Source organism: Methanotorris igneus Kol 5 (assembly GCF_000214415.1).
In the GTDB taxonomy this organism is placed as follows: domain Archaea; phylum AGJL01; class Methanococci; order Methanococcales; family Methanococcaceae; genus Methanotorris; species Methanotorris igneus.
Window position 1 is genome coordinate 1,379,836 of record NC_015562.1, and the last position, 26,447, is coordinate 1,406,282.

Annotated in this window: 17 protein-coding genes, 7 tRNA genes and 2 rRNA genes; 18 read left to right on the forward strand and 8 right to left on the reverse strand. The window is 39.1% G+C overall.

The genetic code is table 11. The features are described 5' to 3' along the window. Positions 1-26 precede the first annotated feature (26 nt). A complete protein-coding gene (gene pheS / locus METIG_RS06870; RefSeq protein WP_172632618.1) occupies positions 27-1,517 on the reverse strand; it encodes a phenylalanine--tRNA ligase subunit alpha in 1,491 nt (496 codons plus the stop codon). A gap of 276 nt (positions 1,518-1,793) precedes the next feature. Between pheS and METIG_RS06875 the strand changes: the two genes are divergently transcribed. The 5 genes from METIG_RS06875 to METIG_RS06895 all read left to right on the forward strand — a co-directional run bounded on the left by METIG_RS06875 (position 1,794) and on the right by METIG_RS06895 (position 7,811). Next, on the forward strand, positions 1,794-2,747 hold the full coding sequence (locus METIG_RS06875; RefSeq protein WP_013799498.1) for a TIGR01212 family radical SAM protein: 954 nt from the start codon (positions 1,794-1,796) through the stop codon (positions 2,745-2,747). Between the two features lie 274 nt (positions 2,748-3,021). Then, entirely contained in the window at positions 3,022-4,731 is a 1,710-nt protein-coding gene (gene oadA / locus METIG_RS06880; protein ID WP_013799499.1) for a sodium-extruding oxaloacetate decarboxylase subunit alpha, read from the forward strand. A 101-nt stretch (positions 4,732-4,832) separates the two neighbouring features. After that, positions 4,833-6,347: an acetyl-CoA carboxylase biotin carboxylase subunit gene (locus METIG_RS06885; protein ID WP_013799500.1), complete on the forward strand. Its 1,515-nt coding sequence runs from the start codon at positions 4,833-4,835 to the stop codon at positions 6,345-6,347. A gap of 352 nt (positions 6,348-6,699) precedes the next feature. Then, positions 6,700-7,635, forward strand: coding sequence for a transposase (locus tag METIG_RS06890; RefSeq protein ID WP_013798476.1), 936 nt, complete (start codon positions 6,700-6,702; stop codon positions 7,633-7,635). Between the two features lie 99 nt (positions 7,636-7,734). Next, positions 7,735-7,811 (forward strand) — tRNA-Val (locus METIG_RS06895). A 154-nt stretch (positions 7,812-7,965) separates the two neighbouring features. Here the strand turns inward: METIG_RS06895 and hemC are convergent. Further along, positions 7,966-8,865 (reverse strand): hydroxymethylbilane synthase, encoded by a 900-nt coding sequence (gene hemC / locus METIG_RS06900; protein WP_013799501.1) that lies wholly within the window; start codon positions 8,863-8,865, stop codon positions 7,966-7,968. 55 nt (positions 8,866-8,920) lie between these two features. Then, positions 8,921-9,589 carry a diphthine--ammonia ligase gene (locus tag METIG_RS06905; protein WP_013799502.1) on the reverse strand — a complete coding sequence of 223 codons (669 nt, stop codon included), beginning with the start codon at positions 9,587-9,589 and terminating at the stop codon, positions 8,921-8,923. A gap of 548 nt (positions 9,590-10,137) precedes the next feature. On the opposite strand from METIG_RS06905, the gene glnA reads away from it, so the two are divergent. The 5 genes from glnA to METIG_RS06930 all read left to right on the forward strand — a co-directional run bounded on the left by glnA (position 10,138) and on the right by METIG_RS06930 (position 14,902). Then, the gene (gene glnA, locus METIG_RS06910; protein ID WP_013799503.1) at positions 10,138-11,484 is read left to right on the forward strand and encodes a type I glutamate--ammonia ligase; all 1,347 of its coding nucleotides are present in this window, start codon (positions 10,138-10,140) and stop codon (positions 11,482-11,484) included. Positions 11,485-11,572: 88 nt separating this feature from the next. Next, a complete protein-coding gene (locus tag METIG_RS06915) occupies positions 11,573-11,842 on the forward strand; it encodes a hypothetical protein (protein WP_013799504.1) in 270 nt (89 codons plus the stop codon). Continuing rightward, positions 11,829-12,215 (forward strand): 30S ribosomal protein S6e, encoded by a 387-nt coding sequence (locus METIG_RS06920; RefSeq protein ID WP_013799505.1) that lies wholly within the window; start codon positions 11,829-11,831, stop codon positions 12,213-12,215. Before METIG_RS06915 ends, METIG_RS06920 begins: the two co-directional genes overlap by 14 nt. Before the next feature lie 205 nt (positions 12,216-12,420). Next, complete coding sequence (locus METIG_RS06925; protein WP_013799506.1) at positions 12,421-13,653, forward strand: translation initiation factor IF-2 subunit gamma; 1,233 nt, start codon at positions 12,421-12,423, stop codon at positions 13,651-13,653. A gap of 100 nt (positions 13,654-13,753) precedes the next feature. Then, on the forward strand, positions 13,754-14,902 hold the full coding sequence (locus METIG_RS06930) for a DNA double-strand break repair nuclease NurA (RefSeq protein WP_013799507.1): 1,149 nt from the start codon (positions 13,754-13,756) through the stop codon (positions 14,900-14,902). Positions 14,903-15,113: 211 nt separating this feature from the next. On the opposite strand, the gene METIG_RS06935 is transcribed toward METIG_RS06930, so the two are convergent. Continuing rightward, positions 15,114-15,190: transfer RNA gene (locus tag METIG_RS06935), tRNA-Phe, on the reverse strand. Between the two features lie 96 nt (positions 15,191-15,286). Here METIG_RS06935 and METIG_RS06940 point away from each other — a divergent pair. The 8 genes from METIG_RS06940 (at position 15,287) to METIG_RS06975 (ending at position 21,430) form a co-directional block, all read left to right on the forward strand. Then, positions 15,287-15,362: transfer RNA gene (locus tag METIG_RS06940), tRNA-Asn, on the forward strand. Positions 15,363-15,427: 65 nt separating this feature from the next. Then, positions 15,428-15,502 (forward strand) — tRNA-Ile (locus METIG_RS06945). Between the two features lie 62 nt (positions 15,503-15,564). Continuing rightward, a tRNA-Glu gene (locus tag METIG_RS06950) sits at positions 15,565-15,639 on the forward strand. Between the two features lie 16 nt (positions 15,640-15,655). Next, positions 15,656-15,740, forward strand: a tRNA-Leu gene (locus METIG_RS06955). An 8-nt stretch (positions 15,741-15,748) separates the two neighbouring features. Continuing rightward, positions 15,749-15,820, forward strand: a tRNA-His gene (locus METIG_RS06960). Between the two features lie 201 nt (positions 15,821-16,021). Beyond that, a 16S ribosomal RNA gene (locus METIG_RS06965) occupies positions 16,022-17,491 on the forward strand. A gap of 153 nt (positions 17,492-17,644) precedes the next feature. Then, a 23S ribosomal RNA gene (locus METIG_RS06970) occupies positions 17,645-20,646 on the forward strand. Together the 16S and 23S rRNA genes with 5 tRNA genes alongside form the textbook arrangement of a ribosomal RNA operon. 268 nt (positions 20,647-20,914) lie before the next feature. Continuing rightward, on the forward strand, positions 20,915-21,430 hold the full coding sequence (locus tag METIG_RS06975) for a FlaD/FlaE family flagellar protein (RefSeq protein ID WP_013799508.1): 516 nt from the start codon (positions 20,915-20,917) through the stop codon (positions 21,428-21,430). A gap of 2 nt (positions 21,431-21,432) precedes the next feature. Here the strand turns inward: METIG_RS06975 and cdhC are convergent, their stop codons facing one another. The 4 genes from cdhC to cdhA all read right to left on the reverse strand — a co-directional run bounded on the left by cdhC (position 21,433) and on the right by cdhA (position 26,148). Then, positions 21,433-22,827, reverse strand: a complete 1,395-nt coding sequence (gene cdhC / locus METIG_RS06980; RefSeq protein ID WP_013799509.1) for a CO dehydrogenase/CO-methylating acetyl-CoA synthase complex subunit beta — start codon at positions 22,825-22,827, stop codon at positions 21,433-21,435. A 14-nt stretch (positions 22,828-22,841) separates the two neighbouring features. Continuing rightward, entirely contained in the window at positions 22,842-23,294 is a 453-nt protein-coding gene (locus METIG_RS06985) for a 4Fe-4S dicluster domain-containing protein (protein WP_013799510.1), read from the reverse strand. Positions 23,295-23,361: 67 nt separating this feature from the next. Beyond that, positions 23,362-23,793 carry a CO dehydrogenase/acetyl-CoA synthase complex subunit epsilon gene (gene cdhB / locus METIG_RS06990; RefSeq protein ID WP_048055575.1) on the reverse strand — a complete coding sequence of 144 codons (432 nt, stop codon included), beginning with the start codon at positions 23,791-23,793 and terminating at the stop codon, positions 23,362-23,364. 45 nt (positions 23,794-23,838) lie between these two features. Beyond that, positions 23,839-26,148: a CO dehydrogenase/acetyl-CoA synthase complex subunit alpha gene (gene cdhA, locus METIG_RS06995; protein ID WP_157209590.1), complete on the reverse strand. Its 2,310-nt coding sequence runs from the start codon at positions 26,146-26,148 to the stop codon at positions 23,839-23,841. Positions 26,149-26,447 lie beyond the last annotated feature (299 nt).

Here is a 26,447-nt window from a genome sequence, read left to right on the forward strand (position 1 = left end):
TAATAATAAAACTAAACTAAAATCCATTATACCCTTTTCAACCAATCTAAATCATTTTTATGCAAGTCTCTAATATCATTAAGCCCCAATTTAAGCATTGCTAATCTACTGAATCCAATACCCCAAGCTAAAACTGGCTTTTTAATCCCCAATGGCTCTAAAACCTCTGGCCTAAACATTCCAGCCCCAAGCAATTCAAGCCATCCTTTGCCTTCCAAATAAACCTCTGCCTCAAGTGATGGTTCAGTGAATGGGAAATATGCAGGTCTGAATCTAACTTTTTCAAAGCCCAATCTGTTTAAAAATTCCTTTAAAATACCCACAAGGTTATCAAATGTAACGTTATCATCCATTATTATTCCTTCACATTGATAGAACTCTGGCAAATGCTTATAATCAATTGCTTCATTTCTAAATACCCTATCTATGCAAAATACCTTGTGAGGTTTTTCTTTCTCCTCCTCTGAGAGTGATGCAAGGTATCTTATTGATGATGCCGTTGTGTGTGTCCTTAAAACTGTTCTTCTTGAAACATTTTCATCGAATTTATATTTCCAACCCTCTGAAACCTTTACACCATCAATAGTTCCATCTTCATGGATACTTTTAACCTTCTTTAATAAATCTTCTGGGACATCCCCCTCAGTTGGGTATTTTAAGAAGAATGTGTCTTGCATTTCCCTTGCAGGGTGGTCTTGTGGCTCAAAGAGAACATCAAAGTTCCAAAATTCGGTCTCTACAATAGGGCTTTTTATTTCCTTGAATCCCATACTGATTAAAACTTCCTTAACTTCTCTTATAATTCTCGTCAATGGATGCATCTTTGCAGGATAAACCTCTTCAACAGGAATTTTGACATCATAAGGTCTTATATACGCCTCTCTCCATCTTCCACCAATAATATCTTCTCTTGTTAATTGGGTAATTTCCTCTTTTATTTCGATTGGGTTCTTTATGTATTCTTTACCTTTTTCGGTAAGTTTTATTTTTCTCTCGACTTTTTCATCAATTTTGATAAATCCTCTCTTTTTTAGGTTTTCAATAATTTTTCTTTCTTTTTCATTATATAAGCTTAAGTGTGGATTTTCCTTTAATTTTGCCAGTAAGATTTCTTCTTCGTCCTCATAATCTAAGCTCTCAAAAATAATATTTCCTTTTTCTATTTTTGCAATACCTTTTTTCTTTAAATTACCTAATGCTGCATTTATTTCATCTTTATCTAAAATATTTTTAAGGTCTTTTATTGGTATTGACGTTAAATCGTTCTCTTTTAAATATTTTGCTATTCTTCTCTCTGGTAGACCTTTTTCTAATACTTTCTTCCCTTCTTCAGTTAATATGGCAATAGATTCTTTATTTTCAATAATATCTACGAGTTCCTTCCCAGAAAGCCATAAGGCGGTTCTCATAATTTTTTCTTTTTCTATATGTTTGGAGAGTTCATCAACATCCATAATTTCCTTTCGGGTTTCTTGAAAAACCTTTAATAATCTTTTTTCATCCATATGAAGTTCCACAATTACCACCTAAATGATTTTTATAGTTATTTGCGTTAGAATTTTAAAATTTAATTACTATCTTAGAAAAATTTAGTTAGGAATAAAATTATGAATCCTATAGATAACTATGATTTTATTCTATTTTTGCCTACCAAATAAAAAATTTTTCAAAAAAATCAATATATATTTAAATTTATAAATTTAGAAAAAGTAATAATATGGATTAAAAAAATTAAATAACACATTTGGAAATTTAGAAAGTTTGAATTTATTTATCATTGCAATGGTGGTTTAATGATTGACAAAAGTATCATTGATGAGATGTATAGGGAGGGTTATAGGGTTGCCCAATATGGTATATACACAAAAAAGTCAAAACCCTACAAAACTTTCAAAATTCCTGTTGATGCGGGGTTCAGTTGTCCAAATAAAAACAATGATGATAGTGGATGCATATTTTGCCCAAAAATGGGTAGACCTATTGCTGTTAAATATTGTAACATAAAATATCCACTAAAAGAGCAGATTGAAATGCAAATGAAAAAACAAAAAAGTAAAGGCATAGAAAAATTTTACATCTACTTTTACCCAGGAACTAACACATATGCTGATTTAGAAACACTAAAAGAACTTTGGGATCTTGCATTATCTTATGATGATGTTATTGGATTATCTATTGGAACAAGGCCAGATTGCTTAGAAAAGGAAAAATTGGATATTTTGGAGGAGTATGTTAAGGAAGGTTATGAAATTTGGATTGATTTAGGTATTCAAACCATGCACCAAAAAACACTTGAGCTTTTAAATAGAAAACATAATGTCTCAGATACAATAAGGGCAATAAAAGAATGTAAAAAAAGGAATATTTTGGTCTGTGGTCATGTAATCTTAGGTCTCCCAAATGAAACATGGAGCGAAATGATGGAAACAGCAAGGATTTTGTCTATTCTTGAAGTGGATGCATTAAAAATTTACCCTCTTGTTGTTGTAAAAAACACAAAATTAGAGGAGATGTATTGGAGAGGGGAATATAGGGCTCTTGATGAGAAACAATACATCAACTTAGTTTGTGACTTTTTGGAACATCTTTCCCCTTATGTTTTAATTCAAAGAATTTCGAAAGATAAGGTTCCAGAAGATATAAAAGTGTCACCTGAATGGTCTTTGAGTAGATTGAGGATATTAAATGAAGTAAATAAGGAGTTAGAAAGAAGAAACAGCAGACAAGGAGCAAAATACAACCTATAATATTGAATTATGCAAAATTTTGTAAATATTATCCAAAAAATTAAAAAAATAAAAATTAAAAAAATAAAGTTTTAATGTCGAGATAGTTAAATTCATAGATAAAATATAAATATGACAACCTACCTTTATATTTTAGGTTAGAGCTTATCACTATACATAAAATTCGCACATATTTTAACTATTATCTAATGCAATTTTTGGATGATAATCATTCATTTACTAACTATTACGATTTTTACTCCCTATTTTTCAGACAATATTTGTGAGGGATAGGATGGTAAAGATAACTGATACTACTTTTAGGGATGCACATCAATCGTTAATGGCTACAAGAATGAGAACAGAGGATATGCTTCCTATTGCCGAGAAGATGGATGAAGTTGGATTCCATTCTATTGAGGCTTGGGGTGGTGCAACATTTGATGCATGTATTAGATACTTAAATGAGGATCCTTGGGAAAGATTGAGGGCATTAAAAAAGAGGATTCAAAACACTCCTTTGCAGATGCTTTTAAGAGGACAGAACTTAGTTGGATACAGACACTATCCAGATGACATTGTAGAGAAGTTTGTCCAAAAATCAGCAGAGAATGGGATTGATATTTTTAGGATATTTGATGCGTTAAATGACATAAGAAACATGGAAACTGCAATAAAAGCTGCAAAGAAATGTGATGCTCACGTCCAAGGGGCTATTTGTTACACCATAAGCCCAGTTCATACAATAGATCAATATGTAGAACTTGCAAAAAAGTTGGAAGAACTTGGATGTGATTCTATATGTATAAAGGACATGGCTGGGCTTTTAAGACCATTTGAAGCAAAAGAATTAATTACAAGATTAAAAGAGGAAGTTTCAGTTCCTATTCAATTGCACAGCCACTGCACAAGTGGAATAGCCCCAATGACATACTTTGCTGCTATTGAGGCAGGAGTTGATGTAGTAGATTGTGCAATGTCCCCATTTGCAATGGGAACTTCCCAACCACCAACAGAAAGTATTGTTGCTGCATTAAAAGGAACTAAATACGACACTGGATTGGATTTGAAGTTGTTGGAGGAAATTAGGAAATACTTCGAGAAAGTTAGGGAAAAATACAAGTGTTTAATAAACCCAATCTCAGAGAGAGTAGATGCAAGAATCTTGCTTTACCAAGTTCCTGGTGGAATGTTGTCAAACCTCGTCTCCCAATTAAAAGAACAGAATGCATTAGATAAGTTTGAAGAAGTTTTAGAGGAAATTCCAAAAGTTAGGAAAGATCTTGGTTATCCACCACTTGTAACTCCAACATCTCAAATTGTTGGAACTCAGGCAGTTATGAACGTTTTAACTGAAGAAAGGTATAAAATCGTTACAAATGAAGTTGTAAACTATGTCAAGGGGTTCTATGGAAAACCACCAGCTCCAATAAGCAAAGAATTGATGAAGAGGGTTTTAGAAGAAGGGGAGAAGCCAATAACATGCAGACCTGCGGATTTACTAGAGCCAGAATACGAGAAGAGAAAGAAAGAGGCATTAGAAAAAGGTATTGTAAAGAAGGAAGAAGATATTTTAACTTACGCGTTATACCCACAAATTGCTGTGAAATTCTTGAGAGGAGAATTGAAAGCAGAGCCAATACCAAAAGAAAAAGAAGTCTCCAAATTCATGGAAGTTCCAACAGAGTACGTTGTTGAAGTTAATGGAGAGATATTCAATGTTAAAATTGAACCAGTTTGGGGGTCTGAATTAAAAGAAAAAGAAAAGAAGGAAACAATAACTGCTGAAACTGAAGGGGCAGTTTTATCTCCATTTAGAGGAATGATTACAAAGATAAAAGTTAAAGAAGGAGACACAGTTAAAAAAGGAGATGTAATTGCTATATTAGAGGCTATGAAAATGGAGAACCCAATTGAAAGTCCAGTAGATGGTAAAGTTGAGAAGATATTGGTTCATGAAGGACAATCAGTGAATGTTGGAGACGTAATAATGATAATTAAATAAAATAAACTAAATATTAAATCCTACAATTTTTTACCACAATTTATTTTAGATATGCTCTTTTTATTTCAAAAAATAAAATTAAATTTCTTTTGGTGAGATACATGTTCGAAAAAGTATTGATAGCCAACAGGGGAGAAATTGCCGTAAGAATTATAAGGGCTTGCAAAGAGTTGGGCATAAAAACTGTTGCTATTTATTCTGAGGCGGATGAGCATGCTCTCTATACTTCCCTTGCTGACGAATGCTACTGTATTGGCCCTCCACCAGCATTGAAGAGTTATTTAAACATAAATGCAATATTAAATGTTGCTGAAAAGGCAGGTGTTGATGCTATCCATCCGGGTTACGGATTTTTGTCTGAAAATGCAAACTTTGCAAGAGAATGTATAAAGAGAGGTTTTGAGTTTATAGGGCCTTCCCCAGAGGCAATAGAGGCAATGGGAAGTAAAATAAATGCAAAGAAAATAATGAAAAAAGCGGGAGTTCCAGTGCTCCCAGGAAGAGAGGAGCCAATAGAAACTGAGGAGGATGCAGTAGAAGTTGCAGAGGAAATAGGATATCCAGTAATAATTAAGGCCTCCGCTGGTGGAGGCGGAATGGGGATGAGTGTTGCTTATAACAGAGAAGAGTTAATTGAAAAAATAGAATCTACGAAATCAATAGCAAAAAGTGCATTTGGTGATGCTACAATATTTATTGAGAAGTATTTGGAAAAGCCAAGACACATTGAGATTCAAATTCTTGGAGATAAGTATGGAAATATGATTCACTTGGGAGATAGGGAATGTTCAATCCAAAGGAGACACCAAAAGTTGATAGAGGAGGCTCCATCACCAATAATGACAGAAGAGTTAAGAGAAAGGATGGGGAAAGCGGCAATAAAGGCAGGAAAAGCAATAAATTATTACAGTGCTGGAACTGTTGAGTTCTTATACAGTGATGGAGAATTTTACTTCTTAGAGATGAATACAAGAATTCAGGTAGAGCATCCAATAACAGAAATGATAACTGGAATAGATATTGTAAAAGAGCAGATAAAGATTGCTGCGGGGGAGGAACTATCAATTAAACAGGAAGATGTTGTATTTAGAGGGCATGCGATAGAGTGTAGGATAAATGCAGAGGATGCTATAAATGACTTCGTTCCATGTCCAGGAAAGATTAGGGCTTACAGATCCCCAGGAGGGCCTGGAATTAGGTTAGATAGTGGAGTTTATGCAGGAGCTGAGATACCCCCATACTATGATTCGTTAATAGCAAAACTTGTAGCGTATGGAAGAGATAGAAATGAGGCTATTGCAAGGATGAGGAGGGCATTATCTGAATATATAATTATTGGAGTTACTACAAACATTCCATTCCATAGAGCTGTGATGGAAGAAGAGGACTTTATAAAAGGAAATCTCTCAACTCACTACGTTGAGGAGCACTGGGATGTCTTAAAAGATGAGATGCTTAAATATGCAATAGAAGCAAAAGATATGGATAAATTATTCATTGAGAAAGTATTCCAAGACAATAAGAAAGTTGCAGCAATCGTTGGGGGGTTAAATGCATATATATCCCGTATTATAACCAATAATAACAAAGAAAAAGATAAATATGGAGGGGAATAAGCATTAAATAGCAGTTTGTGTTATAAATGGTTAACTTAATGAAATTAAGGCATAAACATGTTTTATTTGAAAATTTAGCCATGATTAATTGTTATGGTTAGATGAGTAATAAAATTCCATTGTAGTCGTTCTACAAATTACGGCACTGTCCATAATCTCAAATTTTAAATTTTAGGTAATTTAACAAAACTCCAATTTAAATTAGAGTTATGTTAACTGTCATCTAATTGTAGAACGACTATAAACGACTATGCCCCAAATAATTTTTTAAATTTTAACATTTGCATTTGCTGATCTATAAAACCGAGGTTGTCGAAAAATACGAATACTATAAATAATAGTAATAATAATTATGAGCGGCAGAAAAACCAAAAGAAAAGGATACTGGAAAGCCTACGATAAGAGGTTTAAGATATTCAATATTAAGTACACTTATGATTTTGTTTCATTTATTATAAATATTTTACTTCCATATAAAGAAAAACGCAAAGTAGGAAGGCCTTTAGCTATAAGTTACAATGAATATATAGCTACTCTAATAATAAAACACATTTTTAGAATTAGTTTAAGAGATTTAGAAACTCTTTCCGATTATTTACATAAAAAGCATATAGATAGCTCCACATACGGAAAAGCTTTTCAGAGGATTAAAATAAGCGATTTAACTAAAATAATCGTTGGATTACACTTAATTATTGCTAATTCGTTAAAATCATCGGTTATAATTTACATAGCTGATTCCACTGGAGTCCATTTATTAAGAGTGTATTGTGAAAGAATCAGAGTTGTGAATAATGAAATAAAAAAGGTAAAGTATCGGGTTTTTGACAAAATGCACGTATTAGCTTGCTATTATAAAGATTATGGATTAATTTCGATTGTTATGGTAAAATGGGATAATGGATATAGTTCAGACAGTAAAAACTTACTAAAAATGATAAAATCTTTAGATTTTGTGAAAGGTGCGATAATATTGTTGGATGGTGGTTACGATGATGAAGATTTACTTAGAGAGTTGTTATCCATAGACCTCATTCCAATAGTTAAAACAAAAGAGTTTAAATGGGATTACGGTATTTCTAAAATCAGAAAGAAAGTTAAAAAATTGTTTGATAAGAAACTGTATAAAATTAGAGGGGTAATAGAAGCGATATTTGGAGGGCTAAAAACTAAATTTAGATTAACTCTAAATGAAAAACTACCTGAAAGTAGATGTAGAGCTACTTTAGCAGTAGCAATCGTTCATAATATTTTAACACTAATGAGAGTTATTAGTATTAGAGAGTAATATTTAAATTCATTGATGAAATAATTTTTCGACAACCTCTATAAAACCGAAAACTTTATATACTACTTTGTCAATTTTTAATTTGCAATTAATTGTTGTGGGCTCGTGGTCTAGCTGGCTATGATGCCGCCCTGACACGGCGGTGGTCGGGAGTTCGAATCTCCCCGAGCCCACCATTTTATTTTTGGACAGGTAGATTGTTATATGAATTTTTGATGAAACTTTTTCCAAAAGTTTCGTTTGGATCTTTCAAGCATTTTATTTTAGGAACTTGTATTGATATATTTAGATTAATAAATTAACAATGTCGAAAAAAATAAAAATTGTCGGTTATTGTTTCAATAACCTCCCAACTTCCATACCAAGTTTTTTTGCACATTCTATGTCATCAACACCACAACAAATTTCTCTTCTTTCTCTTTTAATTTTTCCATTCTCTACAATGGCACATTCAAGTTCTAACTTTCCTAATTTTTCATCGTATTTTGCAAGAGCCCCAAATGGAGCTTGACAACCTCCACCATACTCTCTTAAAGCAAACCTCTCTGCAGTAACTTCTAAGAAAGTTTTTTTATCGTTTATCTTTTTTAGGATATCTATAATTTCCCCATCATCCTTCCTTGCAGCTATGCCTATGGCTCCTTGGGCAGGAGATGGCAATATGTCCAATCTCTTAAAGTTAAATTCCTCATTTAAATTTATTTTAAGCCTATTTATCCCTGCCTCTGCTAAGATAATGGCATCATATTCCTTATTTCTTAACTTATTCAAACGAGTATCGACATTCCCCCTCAAAAGTTTTATCTCAATGTTTGGATACATTATCTTTAAAAATTCTTTCCTTCTTATGCTTGATGTTCCAACTACAGCCTTGCATTTTCCATTCAAAAATTCCTCAACCTTTTCATTGTCTTTATTCCAAATAATCAAATCATGATAGCTTTCCCTCTTAGGCGTTGCGGCAATTATTAAATTCTCATTCCATACAGTTGGGACGTCTTTTAAACTATGAACTGCTATATCTATTTCGTTATTTAACATTGCCAAATCAAGTTCCTTTGTAAAAACTCCTATTCCCAATTCAGAAAGTGTCTTATTTTGAACCTTATCTCCAACAGTTTTTATTATTTTAATCTCAGTTTCTACCCCTTCACTTTTTAGTAAATCGGCAACTTGGTATGTTTGAGCTAATGCTAACTTACTTCCTCTCGTCCCAATAATTACCTTCAAAATTCCACCTTTTATGTTTCTTTTTTGTTTTTTGCTTTATGATTTTATTATATTATTATTTATCCACTAATTTAGCATCCTTAACAATATAAACCCCACTTACACCATCCCATATAATCTCATAATCAACTACTTCAATCTTCTTTTTAAAAAATGGTGCATCAAATACAAACGTCTCCGCTTCCCCGCCTTCAAATGCCTTATTTATTTGATATCTTTCGCAAATTTTTAATAATTTATCAATATTCTCTTCCGTAATCCTCTTACCAAGCCACTCCTTCCCTAACCCATAGGCAGAGACCCCTACAATTCTAACATCAAAGAACTTTGCAACATCCCTTAAAATTAACTCCTGGTCTTTGTGCCATAAAGGAGCAAAAGATTTTATTCCAATTTCTTCACATATATGGTCAATTCTTGTTTTTTGGTATTCACTTGCCAACGCTCCACACACAATCCCATCTATATCCAATTTTTCTAATGCCTTTTTTAGATCTAATACCTCTTTCTCTTTTTCCCCTTTTGTATAAACTCTCACTAAAGGAATACCAACACTTTCGGAAATAAGATCTGTGAGTTCAACATTTGGAATGTGGAACATGTAACTCTCTTTATTTTTTGAAATAACATTTACCAAATACTTAACTTCCCAACCTTGGTGTAATGCCCACCAAAGAGCATAAGTTGAATCTTTTCCTCCCGAATATAAAGAAGCAACTTTCATAGTTTCACGCACTTTCTATGCTTTTTTGTAGCCCTTGGATCTATAATCATTTTGTGGAATTTTCTACATTTATTTAACTACAATAAATTTTTTTAAAGAACAATAACAATAAATTAAGCATAAAATTCCAAAATAAACATATTTATGTTGTTTTTAATTTTATTGGGGTTGTACTTATTGGGCCGAAGGTTTGAGTATAGTTGTTTGCCAATTTCTTGCACGGATTTAGATACAACCAAATTATACGGCAAAACTTTGTTTTGCCATTTATTTTTTAAAAGGATGATAAATCAACCATAAAAATTCCAAATAAAGGTTAATTATCCCTTATAATTTAATGGAGATTTCGTTCATTAGTAAGGCAAACAACTATAAATGAAACTGAAGTTTTCATCATTTATAACACAAACGACTATATCTCATATGGCATTTAAATTTAGTGTTGTTGAATTGTTGAAATCAATCCGTAAAGTATATATAGATAGTTTAGGAAATAAATTTCCGATATGTTGGAAATAGTTTTCCGACCATAGCAAGGGGGTCAAAAAATGAGCGACATAGAAAAAGTAATACAATTTGTAAAGGAAAACAAAGTTAAGTTCTTAAGGTTGCAGTTCGTTGACATCTTAGGATTTCCAAAGAATGTTGCATACCCAATAAAAGAAGGAGAAAAAGGATTAGATGAATTAAGAGACATCTTAGAAAATGGAGTTTACTTTGACGGTTCATCAATTGCGGGATTCGTAGGAATTCAAGAATCAGATATGATTTTAAAACCTGATGTTTCAACATTCTCAGTCCTCCCATGGAGACCAAATGAAAAGAGTGTAGCAAGAGTTATTTGTGATGTTTACAGAACAGAAGGAAAACCATTCGAAGGAGACCCAAGAAGCTGCTTAAAGAAAATATTAAACGAATTAAAAGAAGAAATGAACGGAGAGTTCTTCGTTGGTCCAGAACCAGAGTTCTTCTTGTTAAAGAGAGACCCACACAACCCACACAAATGGATTCCTGCTGACGATGGTGGATACTTCGATGTTGAGCCATTAGACCAAGCTCCAGACATTAGAAGAGATATTGTTCTTGCATTGGAGAACTTAGGATTCCACGTTGAGGCATCCCACCACGAAGTCGCTCCAGGTCAGCATGAAGTTGACTTCAAATTCGACAACGCATTAAAAACAGCTGACAGTGTTGTAACATTCAAAACAACAATCAAAGCAATCGCTCAAAAGCACGGTTTAAAAGCAACATTCATGCCAAAACCATTCTTTGGAATGAACGGAAATGGTATGCACTGCCACCAAAGTGTCTGGTTTAACGGAGAGCCATCATTCTACGACCCAGATGCAAAATACCAATTAAGTGAAACCTGTATGCAATACATTGCAGGTATATTGAACCACGCTAAGGCAATCGTTGCAATTACAAACCCAACAGTTAACTCATACAAGAGATTAGTTCCAGGTTACGAAGCTCCTGTAAACATCGCATGGGCAAACAAAAATAGAAGTGCTATCATTAGAGTTCCTGCAGCAAGAGGAAAAGGTACAAGAATTGAGTTCAGAGCTCCAGATCCAACATGCAACCCATACTTAGCATTCACAGTAATGCTCGCTGCAGGATTAGATGGAATTAAGAAGAAGATGGAAGCTCCAGAACCAGTTGAGAAGAACATCTTCAAGATGAGCGAAGAAGAGAAGAAACAACTTGGAATTGAATCAGTTCCATCCAACTTGAAAGAAGCATTAGATGAATTAGAATGCGACGAAGTATTGCAAAAAGCATTAGGTAAACACATCTACGAAAACTTCATGGAAATCAAGAGAGCAGAGTGGGACAGCTTCAGAACCTCAATTACAAACTGGGAGTTGGACAACTACTTGGTCTACTAAATCAATCTCCTTTCCTTTTTCGTTTTTTATTTTTTTGTCTACCTAAATTTATATATTTAAATCTTTTAAATTTTTAATTGACAGTTTAATGAAAAAATATAAAAATAATGAGCTACTATGGATTTTTGCAATTCCTGCTATTATCCTAACCCCCAATGTGGGGTTGGGGTTAAAAGTCGATGACCCAATGGAGCATTTTGTGGGAACTCCCGCCCACAAACCCTGTGATGAAATTGGGGAGGCTAAGGGAGCGAACGTTGAAAATAAGAACAACTATTTTTTGATATTAAAATTAAATTTAACAGAAGTGACAAATATTGCCAACAAAAATAGGAGGTTTGGATATGCCAAAGTTTAAAGTTGTAGTTGCTGACCCAAAAGAAGGAAAATGTTACCAAGTAGAAGTTGAAACAGATGCATTAATTGGAAAAAAGATTGGTGATGTTATAGATGGAAAAATTGTTGGATTGGAAGGATACAAATTACAAATCACCGGTGGTTCTGACTACTGTGGATTCCCAATGAGACCAGACGTCCATGGTAGTGGGAGAGTAAGAATCTTATTAAGCAAAGGTCCAGGATTCAGGCCAAAAGAAAAAGGTGAAAGAAGAAGAAAAACTGTTAGAGGAAACACAATATCAAGTGACATTGTCCAAGTAAACACAAAAATTGTTGAGTATGGAGACAAACCTGTTGCTGAATTATTAGGTTTGGGTGGAGGAGAGGAGTAAATTAATTTTTAATCTTTTTTTTACAAATTTTAATTTTTTAGGCCTGTTTTGTTTTTGGCTTTTAAGGATTTTGTTTCTAACTTTTGGTTTTTACGTGAACTATAAAAATCATTAATGCCATTATTTTTATATGAAAGAAGTTAGTTTAATGTTAATTTTGATAACTAATTAAGGATAATATTAAAGATTACAAAGAGGGGATATCATGGCTACAAGAAAACAATCAGAAGTTAATATTGGAATGGTGGGGCACGTTGACCATGGAAAAACTTCATTAACAAAGGCGTTAACAGGAGTTTGGACTGATACACATAGTGAAGAGTTGAAGAGGGGAATTTCCATTAGGTTAGGGTATGCAGATTGTGAAATAAGAAAATGTCCAAAATGTCCAGAACCAGAATGCTATACAACAAAAGAAGTTTGTCCTAAATGTGGTTCTAAAACAAAGTTTTTAAGGAGAGTGTCTTTTGTTGACTCCCCAGGACACGAAACATTAATGGCTACTATGCTCTCTGGAGCATCCTTAATGGATGGAGCTATTTTGGTTATTGCTGCAAATGAACCATGTCCACAACCTCAAACAAAAGAGCATTTAATGGCATTGGATATTTTGGGAGTTAAAAACATCATTATAGTGCAAAATAAAATTGATTTAGTTGATGAAGAGCAGGCAAAAGAAAACTACAGACAAATTAAGGAGTTTGTAAAGGGAACTGTTGCAGAAAACGCTCCAATAATCCCAATCTCAGCACACCACGAGGCAAACCTTGACGTGCTTTTAAAGGCAATTCAGGACTTCATTCCAACACCAGAGAGAAACCCTGACTTACCACCAAGAATGTATGTTGCAAGAAGTTTTGATGTCAACAAGCCAGGAACTGAAATAAAAGACCTGAAAGGTGGAGTTTTAGGAGGAAGTATTATTCAGGGTGTCTTGGAAGTTGGAAAAGAAATTGAGATTAGGCCAGGAATACAAGTTACAGAAGGTAATAAAACCTACTGGAAACCATTAAGAACAAAAATTGTATCACTTGTAGCAGGAGGTAAAAGTGTTAAAAAAGCATATCCAGGAGGATTGGTTGGAGTTGGAACTGAGTTAGACCCATCATTAACAAAATCAGATTATTTAAGCGGTAGCGTTTTAGGTGAGCCAGGAACTTTACCACCAGTGCATGATAGGATAACCATAAAAGTGCACTTGTTGGATAGAGTTGTAGGTTCAAAAGAAGAACTTGTCATAGAGCCATTAAGAACTAATGAAGTTTTAATGATTAACGTTGGAACAGCAACAACTGTTGGGGTTATTACATCCGCAAGGGGAGATATTGCAGATATAAAATTAAAACTCCCAATCTGTGCAGATAAAGGGGATAGAGTAGCATTGAGCAGAAGAATTGGTTCAAGATGGAGATTAATTGGATATGGAATTATTCAATAAAATTCTTTAAATTCTTTTTGACTATCTAAATTATTTTTTAGTTTTTTGTTTTTATATCCTTACTGTCTATTTTGTTTTCAATTTTATTTTTGGTGGTAGTATGGATTTATCCATAATTCTAAAAAAGAAAGAGATTATAAAGAAAAAAATTGAAGAATTAGGAAACAAAAATTTAAATGTTAATGATTATTGGGTTGAGTGTGATTTTGATAATCCAGAGGATTTAATTTTTGGTGGAGGAGATGGGAGCTTTAACAACATAGACTATATTTCCTACTCATTGTATATGGTTGGGAGTATCTCCTACTTACATAAAGTTGGTGAAAAGATAGAGAAAGCAAAATCCAGTTATGATATTGACATTATCCAACCCTACGTTTCTGTGAGGGACAGGTTAAGGTTGTATATGCTAACAATGGAACTAAAAACTGCATTATGGACTTTGGAAAATAAAAATGTTGATTATTATTTAGTTGATGGCTCGCTATATTCCCTTTTAATCCAAACACATACCTATGGTTCAAAATATGTTGATGTTGAGGAAATATACGAAGAATATAGCAAAGAGATAAAAAATTCAATTGAAGAAGAAATTAAAAGTGGAAATATTTGTATAGCATCAAATAACATTGAAATAGAGGACAAAAATGAAAAAATTGTAGTAGAACAGGTTGAATACATAATAACTCTTCTAAAATTATTAAAAAAGCATAAGGATAAATTAATAGGCATCTCAAAAACTTCAAAGATGAATATCTATTTCAAAAATGCGTTGATGCCAGACATTGCAGTATTTTCAAAAAACACAAAAAACAGTGGATATTCAACACCAATAAGTCTCAAAATGCTAAAAGAAGAAATGGAAAAATTAAAAGAAAAAATAGATAATGAGGATAATAAAAACAAAAAAGATGAACTCAAAAGAGAGTATAATTATATAAGAGGGATAGTGCACAATATAGAGTATATAAATAGATTTGAACATGCTTTAGATAACCTCTACCTGCAATTTGTTAGGTTAGAAAATAACAAAGGTATTCTTGGGATTTCTTCATTAAAACCAATAGATGAGCAAGTGTTATCAAGTTTAAAGGAGATCTCTGTAAATGGCTATCCTTATATATTAAAAAAATCTCATGAAACTGTTGAGATAACCGATGATAAATTGGAAATGTGTGCAAAGATTTTAAACATTAATGAGCCAATTGATAGATACCTCCTCAAAAAGCAGAAAAGAATGGATTTATAATGACTTTTCAAAAATTTTTTATCTAATAGAATAAGATCTCGCATTCTTACAAAAAATTAAGAACTGATAATGTGATTTAACACTATTAAAATTAAAACTAAAAAATAATAAGATGAGGGTTCTTGATTACAAAACTTAAATTAATTAGTTTTATATATTTTAGTTTTATATATTTAAGTATATGAATAGAAATGTCCAAAATAAAAAATAATGGTGCCGCGGGGGTGATTTGAACACCCGACAACTGGATCTTCAGTCCAGCGTTCTCCCGGGCTGAACTACCGCGGCTCAATAATTTGCATTATCAAACATTGTATTCCTGGTATATATACTTTTCGCCGAAAAGTTTATATAGTAGAAAGATAATTGTTATTGTGCTGATGAGCCCCCATAGCTCAGTAGGTAGAGCGACGGACTGTTAATCCGTAGGTCGCAGGTTCGAGTCCTGCTGGGGGCGCCATTTTAATTTTTTTTGTTTATTTAAATGAGGTTAATTTAAGCATTAATGTTTTAGAATTATTTTGTGGGCCCGTAGCTCAGCCTGGTCAGAGCGCTCGGCTCATAACCGAGTGGCCAAGGGTTCAAATCCCTTCGGGCCCATCATTAAATATTTTTTATTAGCAGCGTTATTATTTATCGCTAATATTTATAATAACGCTAATGCTCCGGTGGTGTAGTCCGGCCAATCATGCGGGCCTTTCGAGCCCGCGACCCGGGTTCAAATCCCGGCCGGAGCACTTTAATTTAATAAGTGCAGGGGTTGTCGAGCCTGGCCAAAGACGCAGGACTTAGAATCCTGTCCGGTAGCGGTTCCAGGGTTCAAATCCCTGCCCCTGCACTATTGTGGCCGGGGTGGGGTAGTGGCCATCCTGGGGGACTGTGGATCCCCTGACCCGGGTTCAATTCCCGGTCCCGGCCCTTATTTTATTTTTTTGGATCATATTGTTCTAAACCTAAAAACAATACACTCACCAGAATATCATCATAGTGTGCAGTTGAAATGAACTGACGTGACAACCTGACCGAGAGGCTCAGGTTGGATGCAAGCCCGCGACCAAGGTGAAACCCAGTAACGGCCACAAGAGGAAACTATCCTCTCTTGCGACCGTCTCCCACTTAATTCCGGTTGATCCCGCCGGAGGCCACTGCTATTGGGGTCCGACTAAGCCATGCGAGTCGATGGGCCTCGTGCCCATGGCGGACGGCTCAGTAACACGTGGCTAACCTACCCTCGGGTGGGGGATAACCTCGGGAAACTGAGGATAATCCCCCATAGGGGAAGAGGTCTGGAATGATCCTTCCCCGAAAGCATATGCGCCCGAGGATGGGGCTGCGGCCGATTAGGTAGTTGGTGGGGTAACGGCCCACCAAGCCTACGATCGGTACGGGCCCTGAGAGGGGGAGCCCGGAGATGGGGACTGAGACACGGCCCCAGGCCCTACGGGGCGCAGCAGGCGCGAAACCTCCGCAATGCGCGAAAGCGCGACGGGGGGACCCCAAGTGCCCACGCACTGCGTGGGCTTTTCCGGAGTGTAAACAGCTCCGGGAATAAGGGCTGGGCAAGTCCGGTGCCAGCAGCCGCGGTAATACCGGCAGCCCGAGTGGTGGCCACTTTTATTGGGCCTAAAGCGTCCGTAGCCGGCCCAGTAAGTCCCTGCTTAAATCCTACGGCTTAACCGTAGGACTGGCAGGGATACTGCTGGGCTTGGGACCGGGAGAGGGCGGGGGTACTCCGGGGGTAGCGGTGAAATGTGTTGATCCCCGGAGGACCACCTATGGCGAAGGCACCCGCCTGGAACGGGTCCGACGGTGAGGGACGAAAGCCGGGGGAGCGAACCGGATTAGATACCCGGGTAGTCCCGGCCGTAAACGCTGCGGACTAGGTGTCGGGTAGGCCTCGTGCCTACCCGGTGCCGAAGGGAAGCCGTTAAGTCCGCCGCCTGGGGAGTACGGTCGCAAGACTGAAACTTAAAGGAATTGGCGGGGGAGCACTACAACGGGTGGAGCCTGCGGTTTAATTGGATTCAACGCCGGGCATCTTACCAGGGGCGACGGCAGGATGAAGGCCAGGTTGACGACCTTGCCAGACGAGCCGAGAGGTGGTGCATGGCCGTCGTCAGCTCGTACCGTGAGGCGTCCTGTTAAGTCAGGTAACGAGCGAGACCCGCGCCCCATGTTGCCATCCTCCCCTCCGGGGGAGGGGCACTCATGGGGGACCGCTGGCGCTAAGCCAGAGGAAGGAGCGGGCAACGACAGGTCCGCATGCCCCGAATCCCCTGGGCTACACGCGGGCTACAATGGCTGGGACAATGGGACGCGACCCCGAAAGGGGGAGCGAATCCCCTAAACCCAGCCGTAGTTCGGATCGTGGGCTGTAACTCGCCCACGTGAAGCTGGAATCCGTAGTAATCGCGCCTCATCATGGCGCGGTGAATGCGTCCCTGCTCCTTGCACACACCGCCCGTCACGCCACCCGAGTTGGGTCTAGGTGAGGCCCTGGCCTCTGGCTGGGGTCGAACCTAGGCTCAGCGAGGGGGGCGAAGTCGTAACAAGGTAGCCGTAGGGGAACCTGCGGCTGGATCACCTCCTGAGAAAAAAAGTGGCCGTTACTGGGCACCAAATGGTCGCGGGCTTGCGTCTAATTTTTACGTGCAGTCCATAATCCGTAGGGATTATGGACGAAGGACCTGATCAGTGAGGGTCACGCATAAGCCCCCGTGCCTGGTGATATCCAGGTACTCCGCCGGGTATCCGGTATCCCGCCTGGTGGATGGCTCGGCTTGGGACGCCGAGGAAGGGCGTGGTAAGCTGCGATAAGCCCGGGCGAGGCGCAGACAGCTGTCGAACCCGGGATCCCCGAATGGGACTTCCTGCCCCATTTGGGGCGACCCCGGCAGGGGTCGGGAACGCGGGGAATTGAAACATCTTAGTACCCGCAGGAAAAGAAACCAACAGGGATGCCGTGAGTAGGGGCGACCGAAAGCGGCAGAGGGCAAACCGAACCCCATACCGCAAGGTATGGGGGATGTGGAGTTGCAGGGCTTCCTACTATAAGACCTGGGTTGGGAAGCCGAAGTGGCCTGGAACGGCCCGCCATAGAGGGTGAAAGCCCCGTAGGCGTAACCAACCCAGGTCTTGGGAAGTCCCTGAGTACCGTGCGTTGGATATCGCGCGGGAAGCTGGGAGGCATCGGTCTTCCAACCCTAAATACGTCCCAAGACCGATAGCGCACTAGTACCGTGAGGGAAAGCTGAAAAGCACCCCTAGCGGGGGGTGAAAAGAGCCTGAAACCAGGCGGGGACAGTAAGGCACGGCCCCAAAGGCAACCGCCTCGAAGGAACCCTCCGCGAGGAGGTAGTACGAGAGGCGGCGCCAGGGTCGTGCCGTCCGTTTTGAAAAACGGGCCGGGGAGTGTACGGGTGTGGCGAGCCTAAGGGGTTCAACCCCGGAGGCGTAGGGAAACCGACAAGCCCGCAGCCCTTTTGGGCGAGGGGCGGGGTCTTTAAGGGCCCGGAGTCACACCCGTACGACCCGAAGCCGGGCGATCTAGGCCGGGGCAGGGTGAAGCCCCTCACCAGAGGGGTGGAGGCCCGCAGGGGTGTTGCCGTGCAAAGCACTCCTCTGACCCCGGTCTAGGGGTGAAAGGCCAATCGAGCCCGGCGTTAGCTGGTTCCCCCCGAAATAGCCCGCAGGTTAGCCGGGGGTTAGGTAGATGGCGGGGTAGAGCACTGATAGGGTGGTTAGGGGGCGAGAGCCCTCGCCATCCTGTCAAACTCCGAACCCGCCATCGCCGTAGCCCCCGAGTGAGGGCATACGGGTAAGCCGTATGTCCGAGACGGGAACAACCGAGACCCGGGTTAAGGCCCCTAAGTGCCGGTTAAGTGTGAAGCCGAAGGGAGTCCCTGGCCTAAGACAGCAGGGAGGTTGGCTTAGAAGCAGCCATCCTTTAAAGAGTGCGTAACAGCTCACCTGCCGAGGTCAGGGGCCCCGAAAATGGACGGGGCTAAACCGGCCGCCGAGACCCGGGGGCGCCGAAAGGTGATCCGGTAGGGGGGCGTCCCACGAGGGCAGAAGCTCGGCCGTGAGGTCGAGTGGACCTCGTGGGAACGAGGATCCCGGCAGTAGTAACAGCAAAGTGGGGTGAGAATCCCCACCGCCGAAGGGGCAAGGTTTCCACAGCAACGGTCGTCAGCTGTGGGTTAGCCGGTCCTAACCCCCGGGGTAATTCCCTTGGGGGGAAAGGGAAGCGGGTTAATATTCCCGCGCCACCCGGATACGTGCGGCAACGCAAGGCCAGCTCCTGACGCTTCGGGGTAGGCCAACCACCCCCGTCGGGGTGGTCAAGCGTATAAGTCCGGGGAGTGCCGTAATGGCGAGAACCGGATGAAAGCGCGATGAGCCCTCCGTTAGGAGGGTTTGGCCGAGCCCTGGAGCCCGTGAAAAGGGAGCTGGCAAGGATTCCGGGTGACCGTACCCAGAACCGACACAGGTGCCCCTAGGCGAGTATCCTAAGGCGTGTCGGGGTAATCCGGTCGAGGGAAGTCGGCAAATTGGCCCCGTAACTTCGGGAGAAGGGGTGCCAGCGGCCTTGCTTAAATGCGGGGCTGCTGGTCGCAGTGACCAGGGGGGCCCGACTGTTTAATAAAAACACAGGTCTTGGCTAGCCCGTAAGGGTGTGTACCAAGGCTGACGCCTGCCCAGTGCTGGTACGTGAAACCCGGGTCCAACCGGGCGAAGCGCCAGTAAACGGCGGGGGTAACTATAACCCTCTTAAGGTAGCGAAATTCCTTGTCGGGTAAGTTCCGACCTGCATGAATGGCGTAACGAGGCCCCCACTGTCCCCGACCGGAGCCCGGTGAACCTACCGTTCCGGTGCAAAGGCCGGAGACCCCCAGTGGGAAGCGAAGACCCCGTGGAGCTTTACTGCAGCCTGCCGTTGGGGCATGGTCGTGGGTGCACAGCGTAGGTGGGAGCCGTCGAAGCCGCCTCTCCGGGGGCGGTGGAGGCGCCCATGGGACACCACCCACCCATGGCCATGTCCCTAACCCCGGATAGGGGGACACCGGTAGGTGGGCAGTTTGGCTGGGGCGGCACCCTCCTAAAAAGGCATCAGGAGGGCCCAAAGGTCGGCTCAGGCGGGTCAGGACTCCGCCGTGGAGTGCAAGGGCAAAAGCCGGCCTGACTTGGTCGGTAACAGAGGCCGACCAAGAGGCGAAAGCCGGGCCTAGCGAACCCCTGTGCCTCACCGATGGGGGCCAGGGATGACAGAAAAGCTACCCCGGGGATAACAGAGTTGTCGCGGGCAAGAGCCCATATCGACCCCGCGGCTTGCTACATCGATGTCGGTTCTTCCCATCCTGGGTCTGCAGCAGGACCCAAGGGTGGGGCTGTTCGCCCATTAAAGGGGATCGTGAGCTGGGTTTAGACCGTCGTGAGACAGGTTGGTTGCTATCTGCTGGGGGTGTTGGCTGCCTGAGGGGAAGGTGGCTCTAGTACGAGAGGAACGAGCCGCCGGCGCCTCTGGTCTATCGGTTGTCCGACAGGGCATTGCCGAGCAGCTACGCGCCAGGGGATAAGGGCTGAAAGCATCTAAGCCCGAAACCCCCCCCGAAAATAGGCAGCCAGTCCCTTCGGGGACGAGGGCTCCCGTAGAAGACGGGGTTGATAGGCCGGGGGTGTAAGCACCGAGGCCTTTGGCCGAGGTGTTGAGCCCGCCGGTACTAATCGCCCGAGGGATACGCGGCGGGGTACCTGGACACCCAAAGGTACGGGGGCTTATGTGTGACCCAAAATGTGGGGTTAAATTGGAATTTGTGGGAAGAACTGTTGTATTTTATTTTACATGTTTGTATCGATATATTTAAATATATTGGTTAAATGATGAAGATAAATAATAAATAGAACAAAAAATTTAAATTTTTTATAGTATGGACTAAATAAAAAACATATGCGTTATTAACAAAATAATGAGATCATGTCATAGGGTCAAATTCTTTTTTTGGAGGTTTTATTATGAAACTAATAACAAAAGAATATTATAAGGAACCTCATGGAATTAACTTCATGTTTGATATATTGGAAGGGAATTATTTGCTAACTTCATTAAACGACGATGCTAAAACAATGGCAATATTAACAAAATGGATAGAATATTTAATTTCTCATGTAGGCAAATCTAAAGCTGAGGACATTCTTATTTATTACAACGAGATCAATTGGATATCTGATAAGGTTTTAATGAAACTTCTAAAAATTTTGGAGCATACAAACTTCGATAAAAAATTCGATAAAAAAGATGGCGAGTCATTGGAACTAAAGTCTATTGTGAACATTCATATAATTTCTTTATATTATATAACATATTTATCAGGTAGGCCGTTAAGCTTTGATGATATAGATGAGATAAAACTTGAATTAATAAAGTTAAAAAAGTTCTTGGAAAATATCAAGGAAATGACCAATGACTTAAATAAAAATGAAAAAAATAGTATGTTTGCTAATTTAGAAGAAACTAACTCTCTTTTTTAGGCTTATTTTTTAGAAGATTTTTTAGAAGGTTCTTCTTTTGTGATGATTATTTTCTCTGCCTTTATAACTGCGTTATGTAATATAATTTTTATTCCTGGTGGTAATCCACCAAATCCTGCTGGAAGTTCTAAGGTTGGTACTGCAAATCCTTCTTCCGCCTCTTCAACAAACTCCTCTTCTTCAATTTCTTCTTCCTCAACTTTGCCCCATCTCTCAACAACAGGATGGTTTTTCTCTTTTAAGAACTTTGCCAATTCTTCAGTGTTTGATACGTCCTCTTCTGTTGCAATTTTATCATATAAATCTTCAGGTATTGCGTCTTTTACCTTTTCCTTCAAGTCCTTCGGAAGCCAAACTACCCTTTGCCAACCTCCATCTGCCTGGAAGAATTTTGGGGATCTCATGTATTCGATACACATTCCACAGAAACCTTCAACCTGTTTTCCACCACTGCACTGGCCTGCAAGTGATGAGAATGGAACACCCATTGGAGTTTCTCCCTTAAAGTCCCTATGCACTATTCCAAACCCATCAACTTCAGGAATGTAAAAGGTTATTGCCTCAAAACATCCACATGATGTTGATGGCTTATACATAACACTGTGCAATGCAATCTCTTCAATTGAACCTTGAGATTTTTCACTTACAACTTTATTAACTCCTGAATAGATACCCAATTTTTCATCAAGTAGTTCTCCTTTTGGAACTTCAAATATTGGTCCCTCTGGGTCTATTTTTGCTGCTGCTCTTGCATCAAAGTATGTGATCCCACCACATAATGCTGGTTTGTCAGGGGTTATAATACAGACGTGTGTAGGAGCAAAACTTTGGCACATAATACAACCATAAAATACATCAACATCCTCCTCACTCAACTCCCTCGCCCTTGCATCCCTTTTTGCATATACCTCTCTTGCCTTTTCAAGTTCTTCCTTAACTTTATCGGGATCAGTAATCAATGTAACATCAACACTTTTTATGAATGGAAATTCTGCTTTGTATAATCTTTGGATAACTTTGCCTATATGCTCTAATGTTAATCCTTTTGATGCGGAACTTTTGTTTATCCTAATCCATACACTATCTCTTTGGTTTAAGTGCATAATACCTTCGATATAGTTAAAAAACTCGTGGATTCTTCTTTCCAAAACTCCCTCTAAATCTTCCTCCAGGTTATCTCCACTAACTCTAACAATAATTGCAAAAGGTGTTCTTGTTCCTTCTTCCATTTCATTAATATCCTTTCCAATAACCTCTACTTTATCACTCGCCTCTCCAACCCTAACAAGTTCAAAACCATAACTCTTAGGTCCTGCCAACTCAACGTACATATCTGGTCCTCTAACTCTTTCTCCTTCATTCATCGGCCCTACTGATACAGGAATATCATCAAACATGTTTTAAACCTCCATTATAATTCTTCAAATTTTTCACTTATGATTTTGATGAGTTTCTTCCGTTTTTCTTCCTTAATCATCTCAAGTGATTCATCACAGACAAGTTTTAATGCATTGTCTTTACACGCTTCAATACATGCAGGAGTTATCCTATCCACATCCAAGCAAAGAGTGCATTTATGAGCAACCTTCTCTTCAACAAAAATTGCTCCAATTGGACATGCTATAGCACACATCCCACAACCAATACATTTTTCTTTATTGACTATTGGGATGTTTTCTTTTAAGTATATGGCATCAACTGGACAGATTTCTTTGCATGGTGGTGTTTCACACTGCATACAGAAAATTGGAATGCCATCGAATTTTTTCACCCTACTTATCCCATGAATTTCAGCACATTTGTTGATGCAATCATTACATTTTGAGCACTTTGAAGGATCAAGTACAATGATTTTTGGATTCATGATCATCCCTCCTCTTACCTAAATGATGAATAAAAACAAAAAATTGATGCTTAAGCAAAAACTATCTTTATAAGGCATCAACTAACTTTTTAATAACCTCAACATGCTCATTTTTCTCCATGTTTGGGAGTGAGTAGCATGCATTTGGGTGATAGTAGGGGTCAATTGTCACAGTTATTACGGAAGAGAAGTGTTTCAAATGTGTTAATGCCTGGGCGAGGTAATAATAAGTAATTCCAATGAACAATGCCAAATCATGTTCTCCTTTTGCAAGATATTTCATAATATCCAGCAAGTTCATCTCCTTTGGCGTATGGATTTTTTTCATGTTTAATTTGCTCAGAATTTCCTCAACGTCCTTATCCAACTTACACCCAACAATTAAGATAGGATTTTTGCTCCTTTTTATCATCTGAATTAATATAGTTGGGGAGACAACATCAGCATGGTTTAAATTTGTCCCAGCAGTTGGTTGGTATGGAGTAGTTCTATCAATCATTCTTTTCACCATAAGTTGTTTTATCAAAAAAATTGTATTGAAGGTCTAGTAGATTATTGTTGGCTCTTTTGGAATTTTTTCCCTTGGTTTCCAACCTTTTTCTTTTAAATAATCCATAACTTTGTCTTTTATCATGAATGGAATATCTTGCTCAGTTCTCACGAATTTCTCCAAATCAGGTGGCATCATTCCAAAGTATTTCTCATAAACGCTTACGTAGTGGTAGATTTTCATTGCCCTTCCTTTTGGACTGTCATTTGGTCTCATGCAGAGTTTTGGAATCATGCAGATACATTCTTCTACTGTTTCTGCAGTCACAATCAAATGTTCTGGGGCTGGTTCAATCTTCATTATTTCTCCAGTTCTTTTGTCTAAGACCTCAAAGTCCTTTCCGTCACTCAAATACATCCTTCTGTATTTTGCTGCATGTGGCCCAACTATGACTGGGATTCCCCATCTGTTTACTCCAGTAGCGATTGCCGCTGCTTTTTGACTCATAGCTCCCCATGCAATACCAACAGCTCCGACTCTGTTCAATATGTAGTCCGCAACTTGCTCAAAGTTTCCTCTCAATGGAACTTTTGCAAAGATGTTGGCTATTTTTATTGCTGCTCCGGTTATGTGGCAGTTACTTAAACAGCTTCCAACATTTACTAACCCACCAGCTTCAAAACTTCCGCCATATTTTTCATAAAGTGTTTTTCCATCTTCATCTTTCCACATTCCAATTGACATTGCCGCACATCCACTTGCAACAACAATGTATTTCCTCTCTAAGAATTCCTTTGCTATCTTTGCAACCTCTTCTTCACCGTTTGGATGGTTGGAACATCCGACTAACGCAACAACTCCTGGAATGTCCCCAAATACAATTGGGGCCCCAACTCTTCTTATTTCAACGTCTTGTATTGGCCCTCTTCCTGCCCTTATTTTAAATTTCATGTCTTTTATGAAGTATTCTCCAACCTTTGTTGTCATGCTAACAATTGGCAAGTTTCTCTCACATTCACATTCACATCTACCGCAGCTGTAACATTTTTTGTATAACTCAACAAATTTGTCAAATTTGCCTTGTTTTGCCTCAATCATCGCCTCTTTTACCTCAAATGAGTTTGGACATACTCTGTTACACCATCCGCACTCTGTACATTTCTTTGCAAGTTCTACAACTTCATTTAAGTCAGGCAAGCATTTTTTGTCCTTTCTCTCTTTTGAAATTATTTTAGCCAATTCTACGGCAACTTTTCCTACCTTCTCTTCATCTAAAATTAAAGCCGCCCTATTTCTCAAGATATAATTTATCATTTCATCTTCACTTAAATGGGAAATATCTTCTAAGCCCAAGCACATCTTTTCGTTTGTTGCTATCAAAACAGCCCCAGTTTTTAATGTTTCCTCTAATATATCTGTTCTAATACACTGCTCATCAACAACAACCACATCAGCAACTCCGCTCCTAACAAACATCAACTGCCTTGATAAAGGACCAACAATTTTTGCCCCCTCATTGTATCTTGTTATATCCAATGCAGTACAACAAATTCCACAAACTTCTATCTCATCATCTAACCCGTTTTCTTCCAAATAATCTATAATATACCTACCAGGAACGACATTATGCCCTATACACAAAATTACTGGTTTGTTTTTGTCTATTGTTCCAAGACCTAAATCAACAAGTGGTGCATCTTCATCTCCTTTTGGCATATTAAGACCAACAATTTGAGCAATATCTCCCACTTCTCTCGCTAAATCGTCAATCATCCCAGCATGCATTGCCTTACTCTCAAAATCAAGGTAATCTCCTTCTTGTCCTGTGTGTGTTGCAGAGAGTAAATGGGTTATTTGCTCTTCACAATAATCTAAAACTTTCTCTAAATCTCCAAGTGTTTTTGGTTTTATTCCAGTGACAGTTCTGGTTATTGGTGCCTCAACATCTATATTATTGCCTAAGTTAATTGGATAGTCCTTACCTAACTTTTCTATTAAGTAATGAACAAGGTGCCTACTGTGGGCTGTGTGGCATGCAGCCCCTATACAACATGCAATTAAAACAATTCTTGCCTGTTGTTTTTTAATATCTAATCCACAGGCCCCCTTCTTTCCTCTACTCAAGTCACACTTTCCAAAAGTACATAGACAACACATGTCACAAATTGGCATGTAGAATGGAGGGTACCTCTTCAATAGTCTAAAGTCCCATTTCCTTAATGTAGGAACTTTTGGCATTGGTGTGGGTCCCATTGGCTCCCAATCTTCTTCCTCAACTTCCTCCCCAAATTTTATGGTTCCTTTTATTTTGAAGTTTTTTAATTTCAATAATGGGGATGACATTGATTTTATATCTCCTTCCATTCTCACAGTTCCACCATCGGTAATTGTCGAATTTATCATTATTAATCATTAACAATTTTACTTGGTAACTAATTTTTTACGTGTCATATAAATATTTTGTTATGAAAAATTTTCAAAAAGTATTACCATGGCGTTTTTGTAGGAATCAAATAAATTAATTACGCATTTATTCAACCTACTGTAAAAAATTTTGATGATTTGCAAATTTATCAATTTATATGTTTAAATAAAAACATATAAAAATACGCATTTTTTAATTTATTCTACAGAAAAATTTTTGATTTGCAAAATTTATAAAT